The sequence below is a fragment of the Chryseobacterium sp. SIMBA_028 genome (assembly GCF_046535285.1).
Classification (GTDB): Bacteria; Bacteroidota; Bacteroidia; order Flavobacteriales; family Weeksellaceae; genus Chryseobacterium.
In genome coordinates, this window is record NZ_JAWRWZ010000184.1 from 1 (window position 1) to 279 (window position 279).

Here is a 279-nt window from a genome sequence, read left to right on the forward strand (position 1 = left end):
TTCAATAATATCCGCCAATTTTCTGTAAGGAACCAAAACAGGTCTCAACGGAACATTGTAAATCCCAATAGAGCTGATCCCAATGATTCTCTTTACCTTCTCTTCCTGCATAGCCAGTACGATGTTGTTCGTCATTGTCTCCAAATCGCCATCGAGGTTGATGTAAACAATGTCCTTTCCTTTTACGGCGTTTTTGATATCAATGAAATTCAATGCATCTCCTTCTATAATTTCACAATCATCCGAAAGGTCTTTGGAAAGTCTGTTTTTGTTTCTTAC

The 279-nt window shown here is 38.0% G+C and carries 1 protein-coding gene; it reads right to left on the minus strand.

Going from position 1 to position 279, the window contains the following annotated elements:
• On the minus strand, positions 1-279 hold a 279-nt coding region (locus tag SCA31_RS23070; RefSeq protein ID WP_410699362.1), incomplete at both ends, for an NAD(P)H-binding protein.